This is a genomic window from Paraglaciecola sp. T6c, from assembly GCF_000014225.1.
In the GTDB taxonomy this organism is placed as follows: Bacteria; Pseudomonadota; Gammaproteobacteria; order Enterobacterales; family Alteromonadaceae; genus Paraglaciecola; species Paraglaciecola atlantica_A.
In genome coordinates this window covers 425,077-445,617 of the sequence record NC_008228.1, presented here as the reverse complement: position 1 = coordinate 445,617, position 20,541 = coordinate 425,077, and the positions used below count along the sequence as shown (strand labels likewise).

The window sequence follows — 20,541 nt, the reverse complement described above, 5'->3', positions numbered from 1 at the left end:
AGCGGCCCATAAACATAAGGTAAAGCATGCTAGACCCTATTTTAAATAAACTGTTGAAAAAGCCTCTGTGCAGTGCGGCCAAACAATTAATCAAACGCGGAGCAACCGCCGATTCGGTGACAGTAGCCGGCTTTGTTATTGGCATACTTGCGGTGCCGGCCATTATTTATGGTCAATATGTATTGGCGTTGTGCTTGATCTTACTAAATCGCCTTGGCGACGGATTAGACGGCGCAATCGCCAGAGAGACATCCCCTTCAGACGCAGGGGGCTTTTTGGATATCACCTTAGATTTCATATTCTACTCAGCCATTGTGTTCGCTTTTGTCTGCGCCAACCCGGTGGACAACGCCATAGCTGGCAGCTTTTTGATGCTGTCATTTATGGGCACAGGTGGCAGCTTTTTGGCCTTTGCCATTATGGCCAGCAAACATGGCATCGACAGCCCTAACTACCCACAGAAAAGCTTGCACTACATGGGCGGTTTAGCAGAAGGCTTTGAAACCATTCTAGTGCTGTGCTTATTTTGCTTATTCCCGAGTCAATTTGTATTGATAGCATCGGTATTTGCGGCAATCTGCTGGCTTACCGCGATCATTCGAATTTGGGTGGGTTATCACACCTTAGTGGCCACTAAAGACAGCTAGCTCTTTTTAGCGGCGCTCTTTTTGGCGACGCTCTTTTTGGCAACGCTCTTTTTCAGGTGTGTGTCTAAATGGCATCATGAGTACGGTACCGATGCCCGTATTATTACTTTCTTTGTCGTACTCATTTAAGCCAATCGTTAAGCCGTCATCACCGGCTTTAGCTTCGCGTGTGTAGCTGTGGAATAGTCGATCCCAAATAGACAAACAAAAACCAAAATTACTATCGGTTTCCTTTACTACCTGGCTATGATGAATCCGATGCATGGCTTGAGTCACAATCACCTTTCGCAACGGCGTTTCCAACCAGTTGGGCAGCTTTATGTTGCTGTGATTAAAAATAGCACTGGCATTAAGCACAATCTCAAAAATTAAAATGGCTATGACCGGCACACCTAATAAAAGGATACCAAGTCCCTTAACCGATAAACTCAAGGCTATTTCGATAGGGTGAAAACGTAAGCCTGTTGATGCATCGAGATGGGGGTCAGCATGATGTACCCGATGTAAACGCCACAACAATGGCACCCGATGAAAAACGCGGTGCTGCCAATAAATCAGGCAATCAAGGGCGATAACCGCTAAGGTAACAGCCGCCCATTCAGGCACAGGCAATATATTCAATACGCCGAATTGCCGCTCATCGGCATAAATTGCCACGACAGCTAGGCCTGCTGGTGCCAATAACCTGCCGGTTAGCGCGCCGCAAAGAACCAAGAAAAAATTACTCGACCAGCGTTTGTAGCGCGCGACAGGTGACACCCGATTTGGCAATAGTGCTTCCCAAATCATCATGACGGCCAACACTAATATAAAGGTGCCCATCCGCAACCAGGCTTCATTTTGCATACTTATCCACTTTAATATTTATTAGAAAGTTAAGTCCAAAAACTGTTACTGATAGTATTAGGTTGTTCATATATCATGAGTTCATAAATTTACGGTACTATAATAACAACGGAGAACACCCTATGAAGACCTTGGTTAGCTTAGTTAGCTTCCTGGCTATTTTGCTTGTCGCCCTTCCTGGCCCCCTTTACAAATTTGGTATACTCGAGTTAGGCACTGCTTTTGCTGCATTACGCTTCGGTGTATACGCCGGTATCGCTGCATTAGTTTTGATCCTAATCCAGATTATTTTTATGCGTAAAAATATTAGCTGGGCAGGTGTTGCTGTGTCAGCGGTGTTGGCATTAATCGCTGTAGGTTTACCTATGAGCATGATGAGTAAAGCGAAATCAGTCCCACCAATTCATGATATTTCTACAGATTTGGTGAACCCACCTAAGTTTGTAGCAATTGTTGCTTTGCGTGCAGACGCGCCTAACCCGGTCGAGTATGCAGGTGAAGAAACTGCTAAACAGCAGCGTGACGCTTACCCAGAACTGACAACGCAAAAATATAGCCAAAGCACCGAACAGTTGTTTGATGCAACACAAGCTGCGATCAATGATTTGGGTTGGGAATTAGTCAACTCAGACAAATCACTAGGGCTTGTTGAAGCAACAGATACCACTGGCTGGTTCGGTTTTAAAGATGACGTTGTTGTACGTATTCGTACCACAGGCGAAGAAAGCTTCCTTGATGTACGCAGTAAATCCCGTGTAGGTAAAAGCGATTTGGGTAAAAATGCTGAGCGTATTCACTCGCTAATCGATGCTATAAACAGCAAGCTTTAATTCTTGCCCTCTCATCTGCAGACGCATGATAATGCAAGATGATAAAAAAACGCTCAGCGATGTGTTTTCATCGCTGAGCGTTTGTACAACTTAACAATATTTCGAAGCAGTTTAGTTACCAAGTAAACCTTTCATCACATTATTCAGAATTTGCTTCTGTGCTTCAGTGGCATTTTGGCACTCTTCGGTTTTCACTTCTTCACCTTTCATGAGTTTCTCAGTGCACGTTGCGAGTACTTCGCTTAACAGTTCAGGATCATCGACTAAATCCTCTACTGACGGTGTACCGCAAGCGGAAAGACCGCACACTAAAGGCAGTATCAACATATATTTTTTCATTTTTTCTTCCTTAAATTCCCGATGATTAAAACGCTGTACGTTCGGGTTTAACGCCAGCTTAGGTTCACAACTAATTGAAAAATCGAGCGTTACATATCCCTTAACAATTCTTCACGTTTAGATACTAAAAAAACATCTAAAAAATTACAACGTTTTCTATTGAAAATCAGCTGCTTAACATCATCTATTAAGCGCAGGACAGAAGTAGTTTTTATTGTCTGATTAGATGTCTCTAATCCACTACTTTTGTTGCTCACTCAGTTAATTTTTATTAAGGAATTTCAATGAAAGCTTCAAAAATTGCTTTATTAGCAGCGACCGTTATTTCCGTTCCTACTGCTTACGCAGCCTCTCCTGACTTCAACTATGTTGAAGGCGGTTATGCAAAGATTGATGTAGACAACAGCGACTACGAGCCAGATGGCTTCAAAGTTTCTGGTTCTGCATTGGTAGGTAAAAATGTTTTTGTGAATGGCTCGTACACAGACACCTCTGATGAAATCAACAACAGTGATATTGACTTTAACCAGCTTAGTTTAGGTATTGGTTATCGTATGGCAGCATCAAGTAATACGGATGTATACGGTGTTGTCAGTTATGAAGAAGCTGAACTAGAAGATTATGATGAAAATGGATACGGCTTAACAGCGGGCATTCGCTCACGTGTAACACCAAATATCGAATTAGATGGCGGCGTATCCTATATCGATTTAGACGACGATGATGATACGTACCTTAATTTAGGCGCCAGTTACTACTTCACTCCCGAAGCAGCGGTGAGCGTGTCTTATCGTACGTCCGATGACAACGATATTATGGGTGTCTCTGCTCGTTATTCATTCTAATTAGAGGACTTTTTCTTTCTGACGTCACAGCGACAGGGATCCTGTCGCTGTTTAAATCAGTACAACTGGCTATACAGAGGCTTAGAAATTCTCTAACACGTAATCTGGCAATTCGTCTTCTGATGGCAATGGCATCGGTACACCTTTATCATCAATCGCAACAAATTTAAATTGTCCTTGGGTGACCTTCTCTCGCAAACCAATTCTATCGCGTCTTACCCATGCTTCAACGTTGATCACCATAGATGTGCGCCCTAACTTAACAACCCGAGTATACAAACCTAGAATATCCCCGACGTGCACAGGGCGGATAAAACTCATGCTCTCTACTGACACTGTGACTACGCGCCCTTGAGCTCGTTGCCCAGCACATATGCCTGCCGCAATATCCATTTGGGATAATACCCAGCCACCAAATATATCCCCAGCTGCATTCGTATCAGCTGGCATAGCGAGAGTTCGAGTGGTGAGTTTACCGAGAGCCTGTTCTTCTTGCGCTTCTTCTTGCATTTCGCTGCCTGTATCAAGATTTAATGGGGATTTTAGTCAGATTGTAGCATTAAATTACGGTTCAATTTGATACCAAAGAGCGGCATTTTTCAACGGTGTGCGTGCAGGCAATAAAGGGTTTGGTAAATCAATCACAATTCGCTCAGACAAATTAGATTTATCAATTAACCATTGATTGTGCTTTTCAAACATCAGGTCAAAGGAGCCATCTTCAATGGCGATTTGTAAACCACGCTCTATGTCTGCAGCAAGTTCCTTATTATTCGGATTAACGAAATAATAAAGCGCAGCGGGATAACGCAGCAATAAGCGTTTCTCCACTGCAAGGTTGTATTGAGGTCTAGCATCTAATTCACTCCAGATTTCGATAAGCGAACGCGGGAAAAAATCGAATCGCTCACCGTCTAACATCACAAACAGGCGCTCATACATAGAAGACGACATCACATCTATCCCGCTGCTGTTCATAATATAGGTGTCTGGCCAATCGTGTACTTGCCCTGCAGTGAATTTTTGTAAACCAGCTAAACTATTGATCTGCTCAAATCGTCTCTCGTTTCCGGCATGAACCAAAAATAAACGCCAACCAATTAAGCCTTTATAAATAGGAATTCTAACGGGCTCGAAAGCCTCTTCTCGCTCTTTGCTGGTCATGGTCCACACAATATCAGGCGCATTTTGAGAACCGACCATACGTAATGCTCTGCTTTGGTTCATTAACCCTTTGCTCGGTTTCAATCTATAAGGTTTGCCCAATTTGCTTATCGCTAGCTCTAATAACCGCACAGGGTAAATAGGACGATGATCATCTACTGACAGTGGCTTAGGGTACAAAATGGTTGTTTCGGGTTCGGCGAGTGCATCACCATCAAAAAATAATAAGAGTACACACTGCACAGCCATACACAGCAATTTCTTATTCAGCGTGTAAAACAAACAAAGCCTTTCTAGGTAATTAAATATAGCCATTGATAGTAAGGGGATCGTAAAAAACATCGTAGTGTTTATTCCCTGATTACGCAGTACGTTTGCGGCTAATAAAGCCTAAGAAGCAGAATAAATAGTACATATAACAACCACAAACCTTGAGAATACACTACTTTTTAATTTAGTCGTTTTAATCGAAATATCAACTTCATGACTATGAGTAATTATCTATTGGTGATAATGGATTAACCCTCAAAGTGGCAATGCCAGTTAGTGGGATTCGGTACTAATGATACTTAGTACATTGGTTTAGATTCCGATACAGAGCCACCAATGGATGAAAGTAAGGCTTAGAAGATAAAAAGGTATATCACACAAGAAGAAACATCACCGTGTATGAGATTTATTGTCAGATTTTATAATCCTTCCATCATGCATTAGGGTCGGTACGACACCATTGAGATCAAACCTAAATATTTAGGGGTAATACATCCTTTTGAGTGATGTCTAACTCGCAGCTAGTCCAAGGTATTTTCTTTTTATTCAAGATGGTACCCCTGATTAGTCAGTTGGACACCCGGCCTGGTACGCAGGTAAACAGTTGGGCGCCAGTACTGCTTTATTAACAGGAATTACATACCCGATGGTGATACCTGAATAAGCAGTAATCCTACCTGTGTTCCTAATTTGCCAAGGTACCTTTTTTCTCGATTATGCATTCTTTCGGCGTTTTCATATTTTTGTCTGAAATGATCACTCCGGTGTTTGCTGCAAAGGTATCCCAGCGGGCGATCATTTCTTGCAACTTTTTAGGGTTATCTCCCGCCAAGTCATGAGTTTCACCTAGGTCTTCATCGAGGTTAAACAGTTGCCACTTTCCATGCTCATAGGGCGCTGGCAGCCTGACTAATTTCCACTGATTATACTGTAGCCCTTGCCTGCCATGCACACTGAATCCGTACACTTCATCTTTGTGTACAAAATCTTGTTCGCCATATAAATAAGGTAAAATCGATTTGCCAACAATAGGTAATACCTTTTGGCCTTTGTATTCTGAACCTGGCAATTCAGCCCCCGCGACGTCCAAAAATGTAGGGAGTAAATCCATCACTGATGCGAACTCGGTTAAAGTCTGAGCTTCGGTTTGACTGCGGTTCTCTGCTTGGCCTTGGTTATTAGGCAGGTGGATAATGGCAGGTACGCGAATGCCGCCCTCTGTGACCATGCCTTTATGTAAACTAAAGGGGGTATTGCTCACTTGAGCCCATGCACCGCCGTAAGAAACGAAAGAGCCGGCTGCACCCATATTCTGCAAACTGTTATCGAACGTTTCTTGCACGTACTTCGCTTCCTCTGCTAGCCCCTGCTCGGGACGAGCGTCAGCGCCGTTATCTGAGATAAACACTATTAAAGTATTGTCATACTGGCCTATGTCTTTTAAGTGCTGTATCACTCGGCCAATGTTTTCATCTAGGGCATCCACCATGCCTGCGTATATTTCCATCATACGGGCTTGCTTTCCTTGCTCTTCAGTTGAGAGTTGCTGCCACTTGGCGTAGCAAGCATTGCCCTCACTGTGGGTAGCGTGCTCATCAATTAGGCCTAAATCCGCTAACCTAGCTAGTCTCGCGTCTTTAATTTCCTCGTAACCAATGGAGTACTTACCTTGGTATTTATCACTGTATTTCTTATCTACCTGTAAAGGCCAGTGGGGTGCCGTGTAAGCGAGGTAACCAAAGAAGGGTTGGTCTTTGTTTGTTACCGCTGAATCGATATATTGAATTGCTTTGTCGCTGTAAAAGCGGGTTGAATAAAAATCGTCAGGTAAGGTGACTGCTTTACCATTTTCCCGATACGGGGTTTTGGCCATAAAAGGGAAAAGGCCTCTATCAGAATAGTGATCGCCAGCGCCAGGCAACATGGCGAAAGAGTTGTCAAAGCCGTGACTGTCTGGTCCTTGACCATCTAACATCCCAAGGTGCCACTTACCTGCCATGAATGTGCGATAACCTGCATCTTGAAGTAGCGCAGGTAATGGGGCGACTCGATCATTTAAGTAGCCTTCGTAGCCGGGTTTATCGCGCTGATTATCCGCGACCCACTCAGCCATAGCGCCGAGACCAGCTAAATGATTATAAGTGCCCGACATCAGCATTGATCGCGTTGGTGAACAGGTGGGAGCAACGTGAAAATTAGTCAACTTGCTGCCACCATCTTTCGCCAGCTTATCTAAATTAGGCGTGGCGATTTCTCCTCCAAAACTTCCGAGATCCGAGTACCCTAAATCGTCTGCCACAATCAATAGAATGTTAGGTCTGTTTACGCTTCTTTGATTTTGTTGCTGTGCTTGCTGTTCATTACAAATTCCAAACACTGAATAGACTGCGCTTGCTAGTAAAACCGTATTGAGCAGCTTTGTGGCAGCAAAGCGGTTTGAAATAGAGCTATTCACAAATAATTACCTCGTGATAGATAGCAGGATAGCCCCGCCCAAAGTGTTGCAATAATGTAAACGGTACGCTGTTTTCTAATTTTGACAATACAGCTGTTTCGCTATACAAAACAGACAAGTTAAATAAAGTATGAACAAAGAGAAAGGTGCCTAATAGATTTTAGTTTATTGTTTTTTAAACACGTTCTTGTTTGCTTTTATGCAGACGGGGTATAAAAACAAAAATGAAATCATCAGCAAGCAGCCGGCTGTGATCCCGACACTGATCAAGCCAAAAGCATTTACCACTGAGCTCAGTATGAGCGGTCCCAGACCTGAGCCAATCGAAATAGCCCCAGGCCCCAAGGCTGCCAACCTACCAGTATCATCAAGCTGGCCTAACACGCCGAATTGCAATGGCTCAATAAACATAATAAGGGGTGTAAATAACGCCACAGCCACAAGATAAATAAAGGTAGTTTGCATTAGTGAAAGGATTATCGTTAGCCCCACTATCAGGGTGTAGGCAGGCAACAATAGCACCAAATTATCTTTACAGCGGCCTATTAACCAAATCAACAAAAATGGCGCAACAATGGCAATACACCACCCCCATCCTAGCGATGTTGCGATCACATTTAAAGCCGCTCCGTGCCAATATCCTAAACGCTCAATGAACGTTTGCGTACCCGACAATGCCACACCAAAAAGTATAAGCGCGATGAATGCATACGTCCCCGCTCGCGTGAGCGGCGTGGCGCGCGCAGAAGAAGATGCCTGCCTAGCCTGCAGCGTAAAATCGGGCAAGCCAAAGTAAATGAAAGCTAAAGCCAACGTATCCACCACGACAAACAGAACAAACACCCCTGCATGACCAAACAATGGAACTACCAGCGCCCCAACAAAAAGAAACACCACGGCGAAAATGGCAAGCGTGGCATTATAAAATGCAAAGGTTTTTTCTGTTCTACGGCTCAAAGCGGCACATGCGCCAGCAGCCGCTAATAAATGGCCTTGAGCGAATCCTGAAGCCCCCCGCAGCACGATAAGCTCTGAGAATGAGGACGACACTAGGGTAGCAGCATTAAGCAACAACTCGCTAGCTATCGCCGCCAGTACGATCCGCCGACAGCTGGTTCGCGCTCCTATAATGGTAAACGAAAACGCCCCAAGGGCAGTTGTGGTCAGTTGGATTGAGGCGATACTGCCAAGCGACAACGTTTGCGCAGAAAAATCACTCACGAACGCTCCCATCACCAAGGGCATCATGGGCAGGAAGAACAAGCCAGCAACATGACAAGATATCATCGCAGTCATCGCCGCTCTTGATGAAAAGGCTGCTGCATCTACAATATGCGAGGCTCTCATGACTTAAAGCAAATCAAGAACGTTGCATCGGGTCAAACCGAAATGACGCGTTGGGTAAACTTTTTAACTCCGTTGAAATCGCATTTGCGGTACGTTTTAAACACCTTACCGCTTCGGCTTCTTTTTCTGGCGTCATACGCGTCGCAGGCATCACCATACATACGGCAGCAACGGGTTTGCTTAACCGGTCAAAAACCGGCACCCCAATAGCATAAATACCGAGGTGTAATTCTTGGTTATCAGTAGCATAGCCTTGGCGATTAAACGTCTCCAAGCGCCTTAGCAATTCACTCTTTGAGGTCAACGTGTTTTTTGTCAGGACCTCAAATTCATAATCGAGCATTTTGATGACTTGCTCACAATGCATAAATGACAAGATAGCTTTAGCGCCTGCAGGAGCATGCAGGGGTAGTATTTCAGCTTGAGCCATAGACACCCGTAAGGGATCTCTGCTTTCAGCAAAATAACAGGCTATCGTGCCCGTCCCACTCCACACTTCGAGGGAAATAGACTCGTTGGTGCTGTCTCGCAATCGATCAATATAGGGGGATGAAACCTCGACAAAATGCTGAATCGACTGGCTCACGCGCGACAGGCCAAGCCGATACGCCAATGGCCCTAGGGAGTACTTTCTGCTCTGGTCATTATGAGCAAATAGACCATATTCCACTAAAGTAGATAAAATCCGCGATGTGGTCGCTTTATGAAACCCTGTTAGCTTACTGATCTCCCCAGTACTCAACTCATGATTAGTATTGGTAAAGGTTATGAGGATCTCTAATGACTTCTCGATGGCATTTAATTTATCTTTCTTAATGCTCTTTTTCACTTGTCGACTCTGTACATGTGCTGCCTGCGCAGGTTTGAGAGGGTGTCGCTTGTGCCGGCCTAAACTTAATCCCTTGGGGAACAATATCACACGCCGTATTAGCAAACAGGACTACCGTGGCTACAAGCACTCGGTTCACTTGTCTAATGTACCTACGAATTGGGTAAATGTGCATTAAAAAATTCCTTTTGGTTAGCCCCAGGACGTGGTGGGCAGCATCGCCTTATCTGGCGTTAAAGTAATGGCATCCACTGGGCAACTTAAGCGACACAAATGACAAATTTGGCAATCTTGTTGATAAGCAATAAACGCCTGCCCCGATTCAGGATCCATTCTTATCACGTCAGTTGGGCACGCTTGAACGCACTTTTCACACCCTATACAGCCATGTATTTTTTCAATTGGCATAACTTCACACCTCTTCTATTTTTATGGTTAACATATTTGACTAATCGTTCACTACTCATCGGCGGGTAAACTGTGGATTATTAGCGAGGAAATCCATTTCTCCTGGGAACTCCCGAGGATAGTTTTCCCGGTAACTTTTGCTCTGGTCCGGCTTCCACGATTCAGGCAACATGTGCTTGCCCATCAACATTCCGTCTTTTTGTTTTTGTACCGTCACCCAGCAATGCCAGTCGTTATCATTCCTAGCTGGAAAATCTTCTCGAAAATGCGTGCCACGGCTTTCCTCTCTATATAAGCCAGTACGCAATTTCATTTCCGCATTCAACAACATGCTTTTAACCTCATGGGCCATACGCAGCTCGTGGCCATCTCTGGCAATCATCTTGGGTATACATTGGGTACGTAAGAATTCGATTGAAGCCAGCGCGCCATCTAATCTGCGCGGTTCTTTGATATACAAAATATGTATCGGGGTCATGGTGTTTTGCAGTGTCGCGGTTATCCATTCAGGGCTGTAACCTTGTTCGACATTACGCGGAGCCCACATTTCGGCTAACTTGGCTTGAATTTGTTGTTGGCTGATTTTCGGACGCCTCGCTAAAGATTTTACGTATTTCACTGCATTTCGAGCGGCTATTCGCCCCTGAATAGCAGAACCGTAAGAGGAAAATCCTCGCCCTGGGTATAGTGAACCACACAGCATCGAGCCCAATGCATCACCAGCAGCATACAAACCTTCAACACTATCAGCTGCTCCGCTGTAATCGGAACAGAAAACACCTTCACTTTTATGCACGCCCATACCTGCAGTCGCCCCACCCACTCGGTGGCCAAAGCCGGCGTCTTCACCCGCACCTTCAGGCGGCCCACCTAAGTCCAATATTAAATCTGGCTGTGTTAAGTAACCCTTTCCTAAATATTTACGGTTGTCTTTTACTATGAGCGATTCAGGCCTTGGGCCGTCTTTTGGTGGGGGTGGCTCCCCACCAGGGCCCACGCCTAATTGGCGGTTTACCCCATTTTGATAAACACCTAACGCACTGCCAAGGGTTAAGCCCCCGTCTAGCTTATCTGGCGGGCCTACCATTACGTACGCCCCTTTAACACTTTGTGCCCAGCGCCAGCCCTCATAGGCAGCGGCAGGGGCAAAGGCGAACGTAGGGTGTGTGTCATTGTATTCTTTACCAACAATTTTGGCCCCAGCATTAAACGCGAGCGCATCGCCATCAAAGGTTTGCCCCCAAATTGGAAACCCTGGGCTTTTATAGGAACCTGCACCTGTGCAAAGCAATACTGCGTCAGCTCTGAGCACCACCGCTTTTGACGGCTCAGCAGTATCGTCGTAAGTGAAACCCACGGCACCACACACTTTGCCCCCATCTTCTTGCAGCAAACTCGTTATCATGGTGCGTTCGACAAGTGATACTCCTGCGTCTTCTAATTCTTTACGAAACACCACTGAGCCACGCTCAAATGGTCGCGTATTGTGGGCTCCCATTTCATGCAAGATATTAAAGATATCTAGTGACTCGTCCATAAAGATGTCTAACCATTTTCGGTCGTTAACATATTCGGTGTTCATGGCCATGTTTTGTTGCCATTCGTCTCTGTCATAAATGTCTGGGTCGAAGGGGCGGCTATCGGATGCCCATGGTGACATGCCTGACCAGCCCACCACGCCTTTATCCACCATCACAACACTTAGTCCTTGTTTGCGAGCTTCTAGCGCGGCAAAGGTGCCAGCAAAACCGCTCCCTATCACAATCAAGTCGGCTTTGCGTACCGGCTCTGTGGTAGAGGCTTCCACCCTCGCGCCGGTGTTGACAATAAAAGGCGCAGCTAAGGCCGCTGCCGTATATGCCCCTGCTCTTAAAACATCACGCCGGGTGACGCCTTCTTTAATTTTTTCTGATGCACTTTCATTTTGATTGACACTTTTACTGCTGCTTTTCTGGTATTTGATATCTTTTTCATCAGTCATAAGATAGACCTTCTACTTTTCGCTATGCATTAAACACTAAGGTTTTTCGGTATCTGTAGTCCCTTATCAGAACCCCAACTGTTCATATAGAATTCGCGATTGCGGTATCTCAAGCTGCTGCAACGTCCTCTCAACGGCTTTAACCATTGGCTGGGGGCCACAAATGTAATAGTCCCAATTTTGGGTGTTGTAGCCCTGCCCAGTCGCTTCGATTACACTTTGGTTAATAAAGCCTTTATGCCCTTGAAAACCAGTTGGGGGGAAGTCATCTGGCGCGTCATTAAGTACTAAGGTCGTTACTAGGTTCATGTTTTTTGTCATGTCGATAAGCTCATCCAAAAACATCATTTGCGCCATATTGCGGTTACCATAGATCAACCGAATAGGTCGGGTATCGCCGCGATCATTAAGGCCACGCAATATTCCAATGATAGGGCCGATGCCTGCGCCACCAGCGAGCAACACTATGCCTTGGGCATTTCTAGCGTTTAAGGTAAATACACCGTGAGGTCCATCAACCCATACACGCTGACCAAACTGTAATTTTCCTAATTGCTTGGTGTAATCCCCTAGGTTACGAATAACGAAGCTTAGTTCCGGTAGCGAGCGAGGGCTTGATGCAATTGAAAACGGATGTTCATTGCGCTTAAACGCACTCCCTGAAGTGTTGATCCATACAAACTGGCCTGCATCAAACTCAAATTGAAAATCAGCATCTTTTTTAATGGTCAAGTACCAGTCATCGGCGCTGCCTTTTTGACAGTCGACTACAGTGAAAGGTCTTTTCGATACAGAGCGAGGACGAATGAAATAGACATAACCCACCACGCTAACAGCGACTGCGCAAAGGGCAATCCATAACACGTCAAACCATAAGTTATATCTGCCATGTCGCCCAACCGTGACTGCATGATGGGTAGCTAAAATAATAACGGCTACAAACCCCACACTATGAGTGTAGCGCCAAGCCTCGTAAGACAAGCCAACTTTGTTCTTTTTAATCGCCATCAACACCAACACAATCAGCAATGACCAAGCATATACGCCCGTAGCAGACTCGGCGCTGGTGAACATGATCCACAAATTGTCCAAAGCAAAAGATGGCGCAACAATAAAGCGCGGTAATCCAATCAAAAAAGGATGTAGGAAAAACAAAATTGCGAGGTATTCACCTGCCTTATTGTGCACGCGCATGGAGTTATCGACACCGATTCGGCTGTTGATAGCATCTACTCGGCCATTAAGTAAGGTAAATTGACACAACATCATAGCCATACCGCTGATGCTGAGTAAGGTAACGAGCTCTTCATACCAACCACGGATTTGCAGCCCCTCAATGTACGACAATGCCCATGGGGCAAGAATTAATATGATGTAAATCGCCACCAATGAGTAAAAACTCATAGGTGAGCGTTTTACTGCAGGTAGCTGCCCTACAGCCCTTGATAAAAGTTTGCTGTTCATTTGAATACCTATTTTCAAAGGTGTTTTTAACATCGGATTTGGCAATTTATTAAGGCGAGCACAGTCCTAAAGGTAAATAGACTGTAACCCGCTAGCGCAATGAAACGCCCGCTAAACCTAATTCATGCCGAGCTAGAAACGCGCGCCGACTGTGACCCCATACGTTCTAGGCGCCCCCACGTTCACCGTACGACAACCACAGGTAAATGGCGGGTTGATCACCTGACCCGTCACGTAGTCTTCGTTGGTTAGGTTTTTAGCCCACAGATCGATGTAGTATTTCTCGGTGTCATAACGTACGCGCGCGTTGAACAAGCTATAAGCTTCTTGCATGTCTAGGTCCGTGTTTGCACGGTCGAAGTAAGTGTCTGAACGGTATGACCAATCAACTCGAGTAATTAGGTCGCCCTCACCTATGGTTTTTACATATTCTGCGCCCATGTGGCCGGTCCATTCAGGGGCGTAGTTCAAGCGATTACCGGAAAAGTCAGTTGGCGGGATATCAATAGAATACTCATCGTATGTGGCATCCAAATAGCCTACTGAGCCATCAAACTTAACATTATCTGTGGGCTCAATTTTGAGCTCCAGCTCAACACCTTGGATCGTTGACTGGGCTGCGTTATCGGTAACCGGCCCGGTTGCTAACAGTCGAAACACCTGTAAGTCTTCATAGTCATAACGAAAAGCCGTTAAGTTGAGTATCATCTTGTTATTGAAGAACTTGTTCTTCGAGCCTATTTCAATCGCGTTAACAAACTCAGGCTCGTAAGGCACTTGCTCACCTTCATCTGTAACCTCACCACCGTTGAGATCATAACCTCCCGATTTATAACCATGGGCATAGCTAGCAAATAACAAATTGTCTGGGCTCAGTTCATAATCAGTACTGATACGATACGTCGGTTCGGTAAAAGAAGTGGTCCCGCTGTCAGGCCCTAATGGCCCGATATCACCGCTCAAAAACTGAACATTGTTAGTAATATCGACCTGGCCGCCTATTTCCCTGGATTGTGTTTTTTCGTCGCGGGTGTAGCGTAGCCCGCCTGTTACCGACCACTCATCATTTAACTCATAAGAAAGCTGAGCAAATAACGCTGTTGAATCAACCTCATGGCTGGCAATACGTAACTGTGTTATGCCGCCCCCTCCAGCGACAGCCCCTTCGCCTAATTGTGTATCGATAGGCACTAGCCCAGAAGGGGTAATGACTTCAAAGCGCTCGGTTAATTCTTCATGGTAATAGTAGGCACCTAATATCCATTGAAAAGGGCCAAGAGTTTGAGAAATTAAATTGAATTCTTGGCTGTATTGTTTAGCCATGTTGTTACGGTTACGAGTTTCAAGGGGTAACTCTGAGCTGTCCGCATCTACTAATATCTGATTATCATTGGTTTGATAAGAGGTAATAGATTTAAGCAATAAGGTGTCGGAAAGATTGATGCTAGCATCAAAATCAATCCCCTGAATTAAGGTATCAGTAAACTCAGGAGCATCTTTTCTGACTTCGTGAAGATCTGTAGGTAATGGTAAAACTGAGTCTCCTGTCGCCGTGGTCGCCAATCCAAATGCGTCCGCTAATACAGCACCACCGACTCCTGCACTAGACACCCCAATTAGATACGCCGAGGGATAGCCGTTTTCTGTGTTTATATCCGTGCCTAAATATTGCGAACCTGGGCCTGCGCCTCCAGTTTTTGAGTAGTAGCCTCTAAGTAAATATTCATCCCCAGAGTCGGCTAAATAAAGTAGCTGTGCGCGACCGCTCTGGCTGTCTTTATCGTCCACATCTCGGCCGCCTTCATATAAATTTTTAATATAACCATCGTGACTCTCTGACAGCATAGTTATGCGCGAATACAGGTTGTCACTCAAGGGCACATTGATTACGCCGCGTACGCGCGCTTCGTTGTAGTTGCCGTAGGTTAAATCAGCTGAGCCTTCAAGCTCGTCAGTTGGCTTTTTAGTAATGATATTGACAGAGCCACCCGTGGCATTTCGTCCATATAGAGTGCCCTGCGGACCGCGCAACACTTCTAGTCTGTCTACATCAAATACGTCAGCGGCAGCCGCTGAATTTCGCCCAACGTAAATGCCGTCAATGTGCAGCGCAACGCCGGGGTCTCCGCCACCGACTAAGGTTTCAGTACCGACACCACGCAATGTAACGCGCGCCACGTTTTGCCCAGCTGATTGCACCGAGAAATTTAGATTGGGTGTAGACTCTTGAATGCCCGTAAGCGATGAAGCACCTTTGATATCAAGTTGTTGCTGCGAAAAAGCGGTGACTGAAAGTGGAATATCTTGCACGCTCTCAGACCGCTTAGTCGCAGAAACCATTATCACTTCAATGCCTTGTGACTCTTCTGTTTCAGTTATTTCTTGTTTAGTATCCGTGCTTTTTTCTTGCGCATTAAGGGATAAAGGATTAAAAACGCTGGCTATAGATGTAGCTAACAATAATAATTTAAATTGGGCTTTCACCGTGTGTTCTCCTTGGATTTTATTATTAAGTTGAAGATCAATTTTTTATTCATTCTTAAAATAGCGTCCAAGTGACTCACCCAATTTGGCGCTACCGTTTTCCTCAACCAAAAAAATTACAGCTGAGTTACATAAAATTCACAAACGGACATTACGCTGGCTTCAACCGCCAATCAATACACTCGTTTCGTATTGTGAAACAGTCGAGTGTTTAATTTTTTCTGTGAAACGTTTATTAGTGAAGAAAAATGAAACCGCACAGTTTTATGTGTGAAGGAGTTTGTTGAAGCACCTGAGTGATTAAGGATATTGTCTTATAGTCCGATAGGAAGTTAATTGACGTTGGGATTTATGGCGGCAAATTTTTGGATAAGAACAAATGGAAATGTAGTAAAAATAGACAATCTAGGTCAGTGGTCAGAACAAACAGCTCTAAAATTCGAAAGGGAGATACACAAAGTCATTCCTAATATTGAGAGTGATAAATTTGCCAAACTACTATGATTTGAACATTGAGAGATCAGCATGCCATCGGTTGAATCTAAAGTAAAACGTGTCATTGGTTGGTGTGTAAGCCAAGGGATATGCGCCGCTGCAGAAGCACTCAGTACCAATGTACTTAAAGAGTACTTACTCAACAAATCAGTTTAGACGGTAAAAAACGATGTTGTTATACGACGCTTCAACAACAAAAAAGATGCGTCATTATGGTTGGCTAAAATGGGTTAGTAACAAAGGCATCTCAGCTAACCCAATTTTAAACATCGCTTGAAAACATCAAACCACCTGCCCTGCCACAAAACCTGACGACCAAGCCCATTGGAAGTTATAGCCCCCTAACCAGCCTGTAACGTCCATGACTTCGCCGATGAAGTACAGGCCTTTCACATCTTTAGCTTCCATGGTTTTTGATGATAGAGAATCGGTGTCTACGCCGCCGAGCGTAACTTCTGCGGTGCGATAGCCTTCAGTGCCATTGGGTTTTAACTGCCATTGATGAAAGGCTTGTGCAACGTCATTTAGGCTCTTACCTTGGTACTGTTTTAGGGGCTTATTCTCAATGCTTAAGTACGGCAGCACAGTTTGTACATAACGTTTGGGGTAAAACGCCGCTAGGGCATTACTAAGCAGCACATCCGGCTGACTTTGTTGAGCTTTTTGCAGCTCCTCATGCAGGTCGCCGTTGGGGTACAAGTCGAAATCTACGGCTTGGCCTGGCTCCCAAAAAGAGGATATTTGCAGCACGGCTGGGCCACTTAAGCCTCTGTGGGTAAATAAGATATTTTCATTAAAGCTAGAGTCATTACAACTAGCGCTAGCATCAAGGGAAATACCGCTTAGCTCGGCGAGTACACTCTTATCTTGTTCATGCAACGTGAACGGCACCAAGCCAGCGCGAGTCGGTTTAACGGCTAAACCAAATTGCTCAGCGACTTTGTATCCAAAAGGACTGGCACCCAGCTTCGGCATAGAAAGTCCGCCGGTGGCAATAACCAGCGATTCACATTGGTATTCACCTTTACTGGTTTGCAAGGTAAAGCCAGCATCTGTTTTATCGATTTGCAGCACATCACATTGATTGGTGACTGTCGCGCCTGCTTTATCACACTCGCTCAATAGCATGTTGAGAATGTCTTTAGCGCTGTCATCACAAAACAACTGACCCAAGGTTTTTTCATGGTAGGCAATGCCGTATTCGGCCACCAGACTGATAAAATCCCATTGAGTATATTGGCTCAAGGCTGATTTACAGAAGTGCTTGTTATCACAAAGAAAGTTCTCATGGGAGGCATACATATTGGTGAAGTTACAGCGACCACCGCCAGACATTAGAATTTTGCCACCGATGCGCTTAGCATGGTCGAGTACTGCCACACTACGCCCACGTTTGCCCGCTTGCGCTGCGCAAAATAAACCTGCGGCACCTGCACCTATGACGACTACGTCTACTTTCTTCACGTTACTGCCTGTTATTTTAGGGGATGTATTTCGCGCGGAGTATAAAGAATTTTGCTTTAAAAACCCAAATTAATGCTAAGTTGAACACTTTGTCATTTCCGGTTTTAGCCCGCCTAAGGAGTCTCATTGACTGACCCTCGATCTAACAAACGTACCTTTATCGATTTGAGCCATCGCATATACGACGGCTTAATCACGTACAAAGGTTTACCTGCGCCCATTATGTGCGACTACCTAAGCCGCGAAGAATCGAAAAAGGTTTACGGTGATGACTATCAAGTGCAAATCGGCAAAATCGAAATGGTTAGTAATACCGGCACCTATATCGACACACCTTTTCATTTTGCCGCTGATGGTGACGACCTTGCACAAGTGTCGTTAGCGCTGTTGGCTGATTTACCCACCGTGGTGATTGATGCAAAAGATAACATCGAGATTGGCCTGCACTTTTTCAAAGAGACAGATGTGGCAGATAAGGCCGTGCTTATTAATACCAATTGGAGCAAGCATTGGAACAGCGAGCAATACTTTGAAAACCATGCTTATTTGACTGAAGAAGCTGCGCAGTGGCTACTTGATAACGGCGCCAAATTGGTGGGCATTGATTCACACAATATTGATGATACCCGCGGCCGAAAACGCCCAGTACACAGCTTGCTATTGGCGAATAACGTACTGATTTGCGAGCACCTTACCAATTTGGATAAAGTGCCCACCCAGGGTGCACGTTTTTATGCGGTGCCGCCTAAAATAACCGGTGTCGGCACCTTTCCTGTTAGGGCATTTGTGCAAATTGAAAAGAGTAATAACTAACCTTTCTGCAGTGCCTCTATGCGTTTGTCCAGCGGAGGGTGGCTGGAAAACAACTTTTGCACCTTGCCTGCACTAATGGCAAACGCAGCCATTTCCTCTGGCATGGGCGGCGCATCTTGGTTTTGCTTTAAACGCTTAAGTGCAGCAATCATATTGTTGCGCCCCGCGATACTTGCACCGCCAGCATCGGCTCTAAATTCACGGTAACGTGAAAACCACATTACGATCATCGATGCTAAGATGCCGAGTATTACTTGGCTGATAATCGACACTATCCAAAACGCTGGCCCGTGACCCCGTTCGACTTTAAACACGACTCGGTCTACCACATGGCCGATAACCCGCGACAAAAACACCACAAAGGTATTCAGCACGCCCTGGATTAGGGTCATGGTTACCATATCGCCGTTGGCAACATGGCTAATTTCGTGAGCTAGCACAGCTTCAACTTCGCTTTGGGTCATGTTTTCAAGTAAGCCGGTACTGACTGCCACTAATGCATTGTTTTTGTTCCACCCAGTGGCAAAGGCATTGGGGCTTGCGTGCACGAATATACCCACCTCAGGCATGCCGATATTCGCTTGTTCTGCTTGGCGCTCAACCGTGCGTAGTAACCAACGTTCAGTGTCATTTTCAGGATGCTCAAGCACATGCACATTCATACTGCGCTTGGCCATAAACTTTGAGATTAACAAGGAGATGATCGAGCCACTAAAGCCAATAACGGCCGAGTAAACAAGCAGAGCCTGCAAGTCTAAATCAACCCCGTTTTGTGCTAACAAACCTTGAAAACCAAACAGGCTAAAGACCAAACTAATCAATACCATAACGGCAATGTTAGTGGCTAAAAACATTAGTATTCGAAACATATTTCACACTCCAAATTAGAATGCTTAATATGTGGCCAATGCTTGCGTAGCGCAATAGCAAAGGTGCGCAGTTTCAATATTTATTAAAAAATATGGCTTCGTTAGACAGAGCTACATTGACCCTGCATTGGAAAGCGAGGAATCGAAGAATGTGCTGCTAAAGATTGAGTCGCCTTACCACTTGCTTTAAACCCTGTGAGCTCAGCATCAATGAGAGCTTTCACCTTGTGTAGTGCAGGGCGCATAATAATATTCAACGGGATCGTGCTAGTTGCTTTTGGGGACTGATAAATTGTTACACCACAGAATTCGGGGCGAGAAAAAACCAGTTTAGCACTGTAATTGTTGAGCACCGCGTAATCACAACGGCCCTTTGCCAACATCGAACCCAGCGTAACTTTACTAGAGGATTCAAAACGGACCAATCTCCCAGCGTCGATTGAGGCTTGTAAACCAGTATAAACATACCCTTGTTGGGTACACACACGCTTACTATCAACGACAGCGAAGTCAAAATTGTCATCAAACGGCGTGAGACTATATAAAAAGGTCTTATGCTGAATAATCGGTATGCTGGTAATGACCTTGTTAGGCTCAGATACCCAGCCCACATTCGCAAGATATAAATCGACTTTACCTTCTTTTACAAATGTTTCACTTCGCTGTTGGTTTGAATCCACGAAGGTAACGTCTACTCGTTCTCGACGTTTTAAATTTGCAAAAAAGTCCGGCACGATCCCTTTATACGTTTGTGAAGGGTCGTCGTAATATAAATAGGGAAAAGAACCGGGAGTGTTGACCGCAAAGGTAAGTTCATAGAGTTCGGTAGCTTTCGCCAACTTCGCGTTAAGCGGTAACACAAGAAGTATTATGGCAAGTCTACACAAGCGCACTAGCGTCAAACGAAACTCCTTTACTAAGCGACTTTAAGTCAACGAGTATGAGTATTTCACGCCTGTGGGTCAACTTTGTTAATCTGGTGATTAGAGGC

Annotated in this window: 19 protein-coding genes; 5 read left to right on the top strand and 14 right to left on the bottom strand. The window is 45.0% G+C overall.

The features are described 5' to 3' along the window. Positions 1 to 26: 26 nt before the first annotated feature. Positions 27 to 647 carry a CDP-alcohol phosphatidyltransferase family protein gene (locus tag PATL_RS01980; protein ID WP_011573317.1) on the top strand — a complete coding sequence of 207 codons (621 nt, stop codon included), beginning with the start codon at positions 27 to 29 and terminating at the stop codon, positions 645 to 647. A gap of 6 nt (positions 648 to 653) precedes the next feature. Here PATL_RS01980 and PATL_RS01975 read toward each other — a convergent pair whose 3' ends face one another. Then, positions 654 to 1,493 carry a sterol desaturase family protein gene (locus tag PATL_RS01975; protein ID WP_011573316.1) on the bottom strand — a complete coding sequence of 280 codons (840 nt, stop codon included), beginning with the start codon at positions 1,491 to 1,493 and terminating at the stop codon, positions 654 to 656. Between the two features lie 122 nt (positions 1,494 to 1,615). Here PATL_RS01975 and PATL_RS01970 point away from each other — a divergent pair, with 122 nt between their 5' ends. Further along, a complete protein-coding gene (locus PATL_RS01970) occupies positions 1,616 to 2,323 on the top strand; it encodes a DUF1499 domain-containing protein (protein ID WP_011573315.1) in 708 nt (235 codons plus the stop codon). Positions 2,324 to 2,434: 111 nt separating this feature from the next. Here the strand turns inward: PATL_RS01970 and PATL_RS01965 are convergent, their stop codons facing one another. Then, positions 2,435 to 2,662 (bottom strand): EexN family lipoprotein, encoded by a 228-nt coding sequence (locus PATL_RS01965; protein ID WP_011573314.1) that lies wholly within the window; start codon positions 2,660 to 2,662, stop codon positions 2,435 to 2,437. A gap of 284 nt (positions 2,663 to 2,946) precedes the next feature. Here PATL_RS01965 and PATL_RS01960 point away from each other — a divergent pair, with 284 nt between their 5' ends. Further along, the gene (locus PATL_RS01960; RefSeq protein WP_011573313.1) at positions 2,947 to 3,507 is read left to right on the top strand and encodes a porin family protein; all 561 of its coding nucleotides are present in this window, start codon (positions 2,947 to 2,949) and stop codon (positions 3,505 to 3,507) included. Positions 3,508 to 3,588: 81 nt separating this feature from the next. On the opposite strand, the gene PATL_RS01955 is transcribed toward PATL_RS01960, so the two are convergent. The 9 genes from PATL_RS01955 to PATL_RS01920 form a co-directional block, all read right to left on the bottom strand. Further along, complete coding sequence (locus PATL_RS01955) at positions 3,589 to 4,017, bottom strand: acyl-CoA thioesterase (RefSeq protein WP_011573312.1); 429 nt, start codon at positions 4,015 to 4,017, stop codon at positions 3,589 to 3,591. A 54-nt stretch (positions 4,018 to 4,071) separates the two neighbouring features. Then, on the bottom strand, positions 4,072 to 4,920 hold the full coding sequence (locus PATL_RS01950) for a hypothetical protein (protein ID WP_086003946.1): 849 nt from the start codon (positions 4,918 to 4,920) through the stop codon (positions 4,072 to 4,074). A gap of 706 nt (positions 4,921 to 5,626) precedes the next feature. Further along, the gene (locus tag PATL_RS01945) at positions 5,627 to 7,396 is read right to left on the bottom strand and encodes an arylsulfatase (RefSeq protein WP_081429915.1); all 1,770 of its coding nucleotides are present in this window, start codon (positions 7,394 to 7,396) and stop codon (positions 5,627 to 5,629) included. Between the two features lie 165 nt (positions 7,397 to 7,561). Further along, the gene (locus tag PATL_RS01940) at positions 7,562 to 8,692 is read right to left on the bottom strand and encodes an MFS transporter (RefSeq protein WP_232283278.1); all 1,131 of its coding nucleotides are present in this window, start codon (positions 8,690 to 8,692) and stop codon (positions 7,562 to 7,564) included. Positions 8,693 to 8,756: 64 nt separating this feature from the next. Further along, the gene (locus PATL_RS01935; RefSeq protein ID WP_157043384.1) at positions 8,757 to 9,572 is read right to left on the bottom strand and encodes an IclR family transcriptional regulator; all 816 of its coding nucleotides are present in this window, start codon (positions 9,570 to 9,572) and stop codon (positions 8,757 to 8,759) included. A 192-nt stretch (positions 9,573 to 9,764) separates the two neighbouring features. Continuing rightward, complete coding sequence (locus PATL_RS22310) at positions 9,765 to 9,980, bottom strand: 4Fe-4S dicluster domain-containing protein (protein WP_011573307.1); 216 nt, start codon at positions 9,978 to 9,980, stop codon at positions 9,765 to 9,767. A gap of 55 nt (positions 9,981 to 10,035) precedes the next feature. After that, positions 10,036 to 11,961, bottom strand: a complete 1,926-nt coding sequence (locus PATL_RS01930; protein ID WP_011573306.1) for an FAD-dependent oxidoreductase — start codon at positions 11,959 to 11,961, stop codon at positions 10,036 to 10,038. Between the two features lie 66 nt (positions 11,962 to 12,027). Further along, the gene (locus PATL_RS01925) at positions 12,028 to 13,425 is read right to left on the bottom strand and encodes a ferredoxin reductase family protein (RefSeq protein WP_011573305.1); all 1,398 of its coding nucleotides are present in this window, start codon (positions 13,423 to 13,425) and stop codon (positions 12,028 to 12,030) included. A gap of 132 nt (positions 13,426 to 13,557) precedes the next feature. Further along, a complete protein-coding gene (locus PATL_RS01920) occupies positions 13,558 to 15,909 on the bottom strand; it encodes a TonB-dependent receptor (protein ID WP_011573304.1) in 2,352 nt (783 codons plus the stop codon). A 525-nt stretch (positions 15,910 to 16,434) separates the two neighbouring features. Here PATL_RS01920 and PATL_RS23020 point away from each other — a divergent pair. After that, on the top strand, positions 16,435 to 16,560 hold the full coding sequence (locus PATL_RS23020; protein WP_301547047.1) for a hypothetical protein: 126 nt from the start codon (positions 16,435 to 16,437) through the stop codon (positions 16,558 to 16,560). 126 nt (positions 16,561 to 16,686) lie between these two features. Here the strand turns inward: PATL_RS23020 and PATL_RS01910 are convergent, their stop codons facing one another. Then, positions 16,687 to 17,868: an NAD(P)/FAD-dependent oxidoreductase gene (locus PATL_RS01910; protein WP_011573303.1), complete on the bottom strand. Its 1,182-nt coding sequence runs from the start codon at positions 17,866 to 17,868 to the stop codon at positions 16,687 to 16,689. 126 nt (positions 17,869 to 17,994) lie between these two features. Here PATL_RS01910 and PATL_RS01905 point away from each other — a divergent pair, with 126 nt between their 5' ends. Then, the gene (locus PATL_RS01905) at positions 17,995 to 18,681 is read left to right on the top strand and encodes a cyclase family protein (protein WP_011573302.1); all 687 of its coding nucleotides are present in this window, start codon (positions 17,995 to 17,997) and stop codon (positions 18,679 to 18,681) included. Here PATL_RS01905 and htpX read toward each other — a convergent pair. Beyond that, complete coding sequence (gene htpX, locus PATL_RS01900) at positions 18,678 to 19,550, bottom strand: protease HtpX (protein ID WP_011573301.1); 873 nt, start codon at positions 19,548 to 19,550, stop codon at positions 18,678 to 18,680. The genes PATL_RS01905 and htpX overlap by 4 nt on opposite strands. Positions 19,551 to 19,651: 101 nt before the next feature. After that, a complete protein-coding gene (locus PATL_RS01895) occupies positions 19,652 to 20,443 on the bottom strand; it encodes a substrate-binding periplasmic protein (RefSeq protein WP_232283319.1) in 792 nt (263 codons plus the stop codon). Between the last annotated feature and the right edge of the window lie 98 nt (positions 20,444 to 20,541).

Coding starts and splice junctions, on each gene's coding strand:
- PATL_RS01980 (WP_011573317.1), top strand. CDS start 27: ATGCTAGACCCTATTTTAAATAAACTGTTGAAAAAGCCTCTGTGCAGT.
- PATL_RS01975 (WP_011573316.1), bottom strand. CDS start 1,493: ATGCAAAATGAAGCCTGGTTGCGGATGGGCACCTTTATATTAGTGTTG.
- PATL_RS01970 (WP_011573315.1), top strand. CDS start 1,616: ATGAAGACCTTGGTTAGCTTAGTTAGCTTCCTGGCTATTTTGCTTGTC.
- PATL_RS01965 (WP_011573314.1), bottom strand. CDS start 2,662: ATGAAAAAATATATGTTGATACTGCCTTTAGTGTGCGGTCTTTCCGCT.
- PATL_RS01960 (WP_011573313.1), top strand. CDS start 2,947: ATGAAAGCTTCAAAAATTGCTTTATTAGCAGCGACCGTTATTTCCGTT.
- PATL_RS01955 (WP_011573312.1), bottom strand. CDS start 4,017: ATGCAAGAAGAAGCGCAAGAAGAACAGGCTCTCGGTAAACTCACCACT.
- PATL_RS01950 (WP_086003946.1), bottom strand. CDS start 4,920: ATGGCTGTGCAGTGTGTACTCTTATTATTTTTTGATGGTGATGCACTC.
- PATL_RS01940 (WP_232283278.1), bottom strand. CDS start 8,692: ATGACTGCGATGATATCTTGTCATGTTGCTGGCTTGTTCTTCCTGCCC.
- PATL_RS22310 (WP_011573307.1), bottom strand. CDS start 9,980: ATGCCAATTGAAAAAATACATGGCTGTATAGGGTGTGAAAAGTGCGTT.
- PATL_RS01930 (WP_011573306.1), bottom strand. CDS start 11,961: ATGACTGATGAAAAAGATATCAAATACCAGAAAAGCAGCAGTAAAAGT.
- PATL_RS01925 (WP_011573305.1), bottom strand. CDS start 13,425: ATGAACAGCAAACTTTTATCAAGGGCTGTAGGGCAGCTACCTGCAGTA.
- PATL_RS23020 (WP_301547047.1), top strand. CDS start 16,435: ATGCCATCGGTTGAATCTAAAGTAAAACGTGTCATTGGTTGGTGTGTA.
- htpX (WP_011573301.1), bottom strand. CDS start 19,550: ATGTTTCGAATACTAATGTTTTTAGCCACTAACATTGCCGTTATGGTA.